The sequence below is a fragment of the Ideonella sp. B508-1 genome, assembly GCF_000333615.1.
Classification (GTDB): domain Bacteria; phylum Pseudomonadota; class Gammaproteobacteria; order Burkholderiales; family Burkholderiaceae_C; genus Ideonella.
The window spans coordinates 1-6,362 of the sequence record NZ_BADL01000248.1; the positions used below are offsets into that span (position 1 = coordinate 1).

Annotated in this window: 7 protein-coding genes; 2 read left to right on the plus strand and 5 right to left on the minus strand. The window is 71.4% G+C overall.

Annotated elements, in window-relative coordinates; translation table 11 throughout:
• Window positions 1-134 precede the first annotated feature (134 nt).
• Genes I73_RS10245 through I73_RS27260 form a run of 4 tightly spaced genes read right to left on the minus strand, consistent with a single transcriptional unit; the run spans window position 135 to window position 3,889 of the window.
• Window positions 135-1,271, minus strand: coding sequence for an ABC transporter permease (locus I73_RS10245; protein ID WP_022980517.1), 1,137 nt, complete (start codon window positions 1,269-1,271; stop codon window positions 135-137).
• Window positions 1,268-2,239 (minus strand): ABC transporter ATP-binding protein, encoded by a 972-nt coding sequence (locus I73_RS10250; RefSeq protein WP_022980518.1) that lies wholly within the window; start codon window positions 2,237-2,239, stop codon window positions 1,268-1,270. The genes I73_RS10245 and I73_RS10250 overlap by 4 nt, the downstream gene beginning before the upstream one ends.
• A gap of 7 nt (window positions 2,240-2,246) precedes the next feature.
• A complete protein-coding gene (locus I73_RS10255; RefSeq protein WP_022980519.1) occupies window positions 2,247-3,242 on the minus strand; it encodes an HlyD family secretion protein in 996 nt (331 codons plus the stop codon).
• Window positions 3,239-3,889 carry a TetR/AcrR family transcriptional regulator gene (locus I73_RS27260; RefSeq protein ID WP_022980520.1) on the minus strand — a complete coding sequence of 217 codons (651 nt, stop codon included), beginning with the start codon at window positions 3,887-3,889 and terminating at the stop codon, window positions 3,239-3,241. Before I73_RS27260 ends, I73_RS10255 begins: the two co-directional genes overlap by 4 nt.
• Before the next feature lie 234 nt (window positions 3,890-4,123).
• Between I73_RS27260 and I73_RS10265 the strand changes: the two genes are divergently transcribed.
• Together I73_RS10265 and metW are read left to right on the plus strand one after the other, a co-directional pair.
• A complete protein-coding gene (locus tag I73_RS10265; RefSeq protein WP_022980521.1) occupies window positions 4,124-5,275 on the plus strand; it encodes a homoserine O-acetyltransferase in 1,152 nt (383 codons plus the stop codon).
• Window positions 5,272-5,859, plus strand: coding sequence for a methionine biosynthesis protein MetW (metW, locus tag I73_RS10270; protein WP_022980522.1), 588 nt, complete (start codon window positions 5,272-5,274; stop codon window positions 5,857-5,859). The genes I73_RS10265 and metW overlap by 4 nt, the downstream gene beginning before the upstream one ends.
• Here metW and I73_RS27265 read toward each other — a convergent pair.
• Window positions 5,840-6,362 (minus strand): DUF2520 domain-containing protein (locus I73_RS27265; protein ID WP_022980523.1); only part of this gene is annotated, 523 nt, incomplete at its 5' end. The genes metW and I73_RS27265 overlap by 20 nt on opposite strands.

Here is a 6,362-nt window from a genome sequence, read left to right on the forward strand (position 1 = left end):
GGCCAGGGCCCGTCGTCCGGTGGTCAGTCTTCGCCCAAGGCGAGGACCACCCGATCGTCCGGCCACGCGGCCCGCCGTCCACCGCAGCGCACCGACCCCCAACCCAAAACCAACCCAACCCAACCCCAAGAACCTCAATCCAAGGTCTGCTGATACCTCGCCAGCGCCACCGCCCCCGCCACCGCCAGAAAGGCCAGCAGCGGCCACAGCTCGGGCAGCACCTGCAGGAAGCCGTTGCCCTTGAGCAGAATGCCCCGCACGATGCGCAGGAAGTGGGTCAGGGGCAGCAGCTCGCCCAGGTGCTGGGCCCAGGCCGGCATGCCGCGGAAGGGGAACATGAAGCCCGACAGCAGCATCGAGGGCAGGAAGAAGAAGAAGGTGGCCTGCAGCGCCTGCATCTGGTTGCGCGCCAGTGTGGAGAAGGTGAAACCCACCGCCAGGTTGGCCAGCATGAACACACCGATCATGCCCATCAGCAGCAGGAAGCTGCCCTCCATCGGCACCTCGAAGAGGAAGGCTCCCGCCGCCAGGACCACGCTGAGCTGGATGTAGCCCACCAGCACATAGGGCAGGATCTTGCCCAGCATCACCTCCACCGGCCGCACCGGCGTGGCCAGCAGGTTCTCCATCGTGCCGCGCTCGCGCTCGCGGGTCATGGCCAGGCCGGTCATCATCACCATGGTCATGGTCAGGATGGTGCCGATCAGGCCCGGCACGATGTTGTAGCGCGACAGGCCTTCGGGGTTGTAGCGGCGCTGGATGCGCAGCTCATAGGGCGCCTCGCCCGCTTTCAGGGGGGCCAGCGGCCCGACCAGGTCGCGGTCCAGCGCGCTGGCGCTGACCTGGCCCAGCGCGGCCAGGGCGTTGCTGGCGGCGCTGGGGTCGGTGGCGTCCACGCTGATCAGCACCGCCGGCTTCTCGCCCCGCACCACGCGGCGGCTGAAGTCATCGGGAACCACGAAGAGGAACTGCACCTGCCCATCGGCCACCAGCGCGTCGCCCGCGGCTTCGCTGTCGGGCTGGTGGGTGATGTGGAAGTAGCCGGTGTTCTCCAGCGTGGCCAGCAGGCTGCGCGCCAGCGGCCCGCTGTCGTGGCTGACCACGGCCGTGGGCAGGCCCTTGGGGTCGGTGTTGATGGCGTAGCCGAACAGCACCAGCTGGATGATGGGCACACCCACCGCCATCGCGAAGGTGGGGCGGTCCCGCATCATCTGCTGGAACTCCTTGACGAAGATGGCCCACAGCCGGGCCAGGCTGAACAGGCGCTTCACCTGGCGACCTCCATGTTGTCGCGGCTCTGGCCGATCAGGCCGATGAACACGTCCTCCAGCGAGGCCTGGGCCGGTGCCCAGCGCAGGCCCGGCTGCTGGCGCCACGGCGCGATGGCGCGCTCCAGCGCGGCCGGGTCGCTGCCGGCCACGTGCAGCGCGCTGCCGAAGGCCGCCACGCTTTGCACGCCCGGAGCCTGCTTGAGCGGCGTGACCAGCGGGGCCAGGGCGGCCGGGTCCTCGCGTTCGGCCTGCACGGCCCAGACGGTCAGGCCCGACTGGGCGATGATCTCGCGCTCGGTGCCGCGGGCCAGCAGGTGACCGTAGGCGATGTAGACCAGCTCATGGCAGCGCGCGGCCTCGTCCATGTAGTGGGTGGACACCAGCACCGTGATGCCTTCGGCCGCCAGGCGGTGGATCTCGTCCCAGAAGTCGCGCCGGGCCTTGGGGTCCACGCCCGCGGTGGGCTCGTCCAGCAGCAGCAGGCGCGGCCGGTGCAGCAGGCAGGCGGCCAGGGCCAGGCGCTGCTTCCAGCCGCCCGAGAGCGCGCCGGCCAGCTGGCGCTGGCGGCTCACCAGGCCCAGGCGCGCCAGGGCCTCGTCCACCTGGCGCTTGCGCTCGGGCAGCTCGAACAGGCGGGCGATGAAGTCCAGGTTCTCGCGGATCGACAGGTCCTCGTACAGGCCGAAGCGCTGCGTCATGTAGCCCACCTGGCGGCGGATCTCCAGCGCGTCGCGCCGCAGGTCCAGACCCAGACAGTGGCCCTCGCCCTCGTCGGGCGTCAGCAGGCCGCAGAGCATGCGGATGGTGGTGGTCTTGCCGCTGCCGTTGGGCCCCAGGAAGCCGCAGATGCGGCCCGGGTGCAGCTGCAGGTCCACGTGGTCCACCACGGTGGTTGTGCCGTAGCGCTTGGTCAGGCCCCGCACGTCGATGGCCCAGTCCGGGGCCGGGGTGGAAGAGGTCGGTGCCATGACGGGCTCAGCGGCTTGTGCCCGCCGCCGGGCGCACATCCAGCGGCTGGCCGGGGTGCAGCTTCAGGGCATCGGCCGGGGCGGGCAGGGCCTCCACCAGGAAGACCAGTTTGCTGCGCTGGCTGTTGGAGTAGATGACCGGCGGCGTGTACTCGGCCTGCGGGGCGATGCGGCTGATGCGCGCCGGGATGGGCGCACCGCAGCCGTCGCAGCCCAGGCTCACCGCCTGACCCAGCTGCAGCCGGCCCACCTCGGCCTCGGGCACGTAGAAGCGGGCCTTGCGGTGGTCCGGCGGCAGCAGGGAGACCACCGGCTGGCCGGCGCCCACGTACTCGCCTTCGCGGAAGAAGGTGTCGGCCACCAGGCCGGCGGCCGGGGCGCTCTGGCGGGCCTGCTGCTCGCGCCAGGCGGCCTGGGCCTGGGCCTCCTGGGCGGCGCGGGTGTTGGCCTGGGCGGCGGCCAGCTCGGCCGGGCGGGCGGTGGGCTGCTCGGCGGTCTGCAGCGCGGCCTCCAGCTCGGCCACCTTGTCGTGGGCCTGGCGGGCGGCGGTGGCGGCGTTGTCCAGCTGCGACTGCGAGATGAAGCCCTGGGCCACCAGGCTGCGCTGGCGCAGCAGGTCCGCGTCGGCCAGCGTGGCGGTGGCGCGGGCCTGGGCCAGCTGGGCGCGGCTGACCGCCAGCTGCGGCGGGCGCAGCCCGGTCTGGCCATTGCTGGCCTGGGCCTGGGCGGCCGCCACCTGGGCCTCGGCCTGGGCGCGGGCCGCGCGGGCGCTCACGTCGTCCAGCTGGAACAGCGGCGCGCTGGCGGCCACCGTCTGGCCCGCGGTCACGGCCAGGTGGGTCAGCGTGCCGGCCACCGGGGCAGCCACATAGACGTAGTCGCCCTCGACATAGCCGGACCAGGCGGCCGGGGCCGAGGGCTGGCAGCCGCTCAGTGCGGCCGCCAGCGGCATCAGGGCGAGCAGGGGACGACGCTGCAGGGACGGAAAGCGGATGGGCCTCATGCGGACACTCCTGGGGCAGGGATGGGGCGGCCGAGCGCGCTCAAGGCCAGATCCACGCGTTGGACGAGGGCGGCTTCGCTCAGCACCTGCTCGGCCAGGGCGGGGCCCAGCAGGGGCGGGGCCAGGCCCAGCTGCTGCGCGCCGGTGGCGATCAGGGTGGGGGCGTTGACGGCGCCCATCAGGAAGGTGAAGGCCTGCAGCGGCGGCAGGGGCTGCAGTTCGCCCGCCGCCTGGGCCTCGTGCAGCAGGGCCAGCAGCAGGCCCAGGTGGCGCGGGGCGTTGGCGCGCAGGAATTCCAGCACCACCGGCTCGCCCTGGGCCGCGTCCAGCGCCAGGCGGCCCACCACGGCACGGTGCTGGCGCAGAAAGCCGGCCAGCGTCAGCAGGGCGCCGCGCAGGCGCGCGACCGGGCGACCTTCGCCCCGGCCCTGGCCGTCCAGCGCGGTGAACATCTGTTCGTAGAGCTGTTGCAGCACCGCCCGCAGAAAGGCCGGCTTGCCGCCGAAGTGGTAATGCACCATGGCCGGCTGGGTGCCGGCGTGTTCGGCCACCTTGCGCAGCGACAGGCCGGCACAGCCGCACTGCGGGTACAGGGCCAGTGCGCTGGCGATCAGCGCCTGGTCCACGGCTTGGGAGGGACGGGCCATGGTGAATTATTGGTCGAATGACCAATAATTCGTCAAGTCCGTGTCGCGATGGCCCAGTGCCGGCCTGGGATGCCAGTGGCTGCTAGACTATGGGCTCCATGGCGCCGATTTGTTCCGGATTGCGGGCGCCCAACAAATGCCGCTAAAGAGGGACTCCGAGACCTGTGCACCCGGTGTCCGCTTTGTCTGGCGCGACGTCCGGGTGTTTTGTTTTGGATGAATGGAGAGTCGGACATGACGAGCTCCGTCGGGGTGGTCACACCGCAGCGCATGCGCTTCGACCAGCCCCTGCCGCTGCAGAGCGGCGCACAGCTGCCGGCCTATGAGCTGGTGTACGAGACCTACGGCACGCTCAATGCCGAGCGCAGCAATGCCGTGCTGGTGTGCCACGCCCTCAATGCCTCGCACCACGTGGCCGGCCTGCATGCCGACGATCCCAAGAGCCTGGGCTGGTGGGACAACATGGTGGGCCCGGGCAAGCCGGTGGACACCGATCGCTTCTTCGTCATCGGCATCAACAACCCGGGTTCCTGCTTCGGCTCGACCGGGCCGATGCACCCCAACCCCGCCACCGGCCGGCCCTGGGGCGCGGACTTCCCGGTCTGCACGGTGGAGGACTGGGTGGACGCCCAGGCCCGGCTGATCGAGGCCCTGGGCATCCGCCAGCTGGCGGCCGTGCTGGGCGGCAGCCTGGGCGGCATGCAGGCCCAGGCCTGGGCCCTGCGCTACCCCGAGCGCCTGCGCCACTGCGTGGCCGTGGCCACCGCGCCCAACCTGTCGGCGCAGAACATCGCCTTCAACGAGGTGGCGCGCCGCGCCATCGTGACCGACCCGGACTTCCACGGCGGCCACTTCTACGCCCATGGCGTGGTGCCCAAGCGCGGCCTGCGCGTGGCCCGCATGATCGGCCACATCACCTACCTGTCGGACGATTCCATGGAGGCCAAGTTCGGCCGCGAGCTGCGCGACGCCGAACTGCACTTCAGCACCCAGGACATCGAGTTCCAGATCGAGAGCTACCTGCGCCACCAAGGTGACAAGTTCAGCGAGTACTTCGACGCCAACACCTACCTGCTGATCACCCGGGCGCTGGACTACTTCGATCCGGCCCGTGCCCATGGCGGTGACCTGGCGCGGGCCTTCGCCATCGCCAAGCACACGAAGTTCATGCTGGTGAGCTTCACCACCGACTGGCGCTTCTCGCCGGCCCGCTCGCGCGAGATCGTCAAGGCCCTGGTCGACAACCGGGCCGACGTCAGCTACGCCGAGATCGACGCGCCGCACGGCCACGACGCCTTCCTGCTGGAGGACCCGCGCTACCTGGCGGTGATGCGGGCCTACTTCGAGCGCATCGCCGCCGATGTCACCCCGGGAGTCCGCGCATGACCACGCCGCTGAAGAACCTGGAAGTGATTGCCCGCCTGGTGCCCCAGGGCGCCCGCGTGCTGGACCTGGGCTGCGGCAGCGGCGAGCTGCTGGCCTACCTGATGCGCGAGCGCGGCTGCACCGGCTACGGCATCGAGCTGGACGATGCCAATGTGCTGGCCAGCACCCAGCGCGGCATCAACGTCATCCAGCTCAACCTCGAAGAGGGCTTGAAGCTCTTCGACGACCACAGCTTCGACGTGGTGCTGCAGCTGGAGACCCTGCAGCACCTGCGCAACGCCGAGAAGATGCTGCGCGAGACCGCGCGGGTCGGTCGCATCGGCATCGTCAGCTTCCCCAACTTCGCGCACTGGCCCAACCGGGTCTCGGTGCTGCGCGGGCGCATGCCGGTGACCAAGGCCCTGCCCTACGAGTGGTACGACACGCCCAACATCCGCGTGGGCACCTACGCCGACTTCGAGGTGCTGGCGCGCAAGAACGGGCTGCAGATCCTCGACAGCTTCGGCCTGCAGGACGGCAACATGGTGCGCACGCTGCCCAATCTGCTGGCCAACGTGGCGGTGTTCAAGTTCGAGCGCGGCTGAGCGGCGCGGCCGCCTCGGCCGGGGCCAGCGCCGTGCCCTCACGGGCCAGGCGGGCGGCCAGGGTGCTGAGCGCCGCATAGGCCTGGGCCAGGGCCGGGTCGCGGGCCTGCATGGCGCTGATCTCGGCCTGCACCACGGCGGTGTCGCCGCGGGCGGCCGGGCCGGTCAGTGCGGCAGCCGGCCCCAGGCGCAGCAGGTTGTCGGCCACGTTCTTCGCAAAGGCCTGCCACAGCGGGCCGATCAGCTCCGGTGGCATGCCGCAGCCCTGCCACAGCTCGGCCGCTGCGGCGGCCAGCACGGGCGGGAAGTTGCTCACCAGCACCGCGGCGCCGTGGTACAGCGGCTTGTCGGCGGCCTGCAGCCGAAAGCAGCGCCCGCCGATGGCGCCGAAGGCCTGCTCGGCGCGGGCCACGGCGGCGGTGTCGCCCTCCAGCGCGCAGGCGGTGCCGGCGAACTGCGTCTGCGCCGCGGTCGGGTCGGCAAACTCAGTGCGGGGGGGGCGC

Bases quoted from the DNA above. Each gene is read 5' to 3' on its own strand.
- I73_RS10250 (WP_022980518.1), bottom strand. From the start codon at position 2,239: ATGGCACCGACCTCTTCCACCCCGGCCCCGGACTGGGCCATCGACGTG.
- I73_RS10255 (WP_022980519.1), bottom strand. From the start codon at position 3,242: ATGAGGCCCATCCGCTTTCCGTCCCTGCAGCGTCGTCCCCTGCTCGCC.
- I73_RS27260 (WP_022980520.1), bottom strand. From the start codon at position 3,889: ATGGCCCGTCCCTCCCAAGCCGTGGACCAGGCGCTGATCGCCAGCGCA.
- I73_RS10265 (WP_022980521.1), top strand. From the start codon at position 4,124: ATGACGAGCTCCGTCGGGGTGGTCACACCGCAGCGCATGCGCTTCGAC.
- metW (WP_022980522.1), top strand. From the start codon at position 5,272: ATGACCACGCCGCTGAAGAACCTGGAAGTGATTGCCCGCCTGGTGCCC.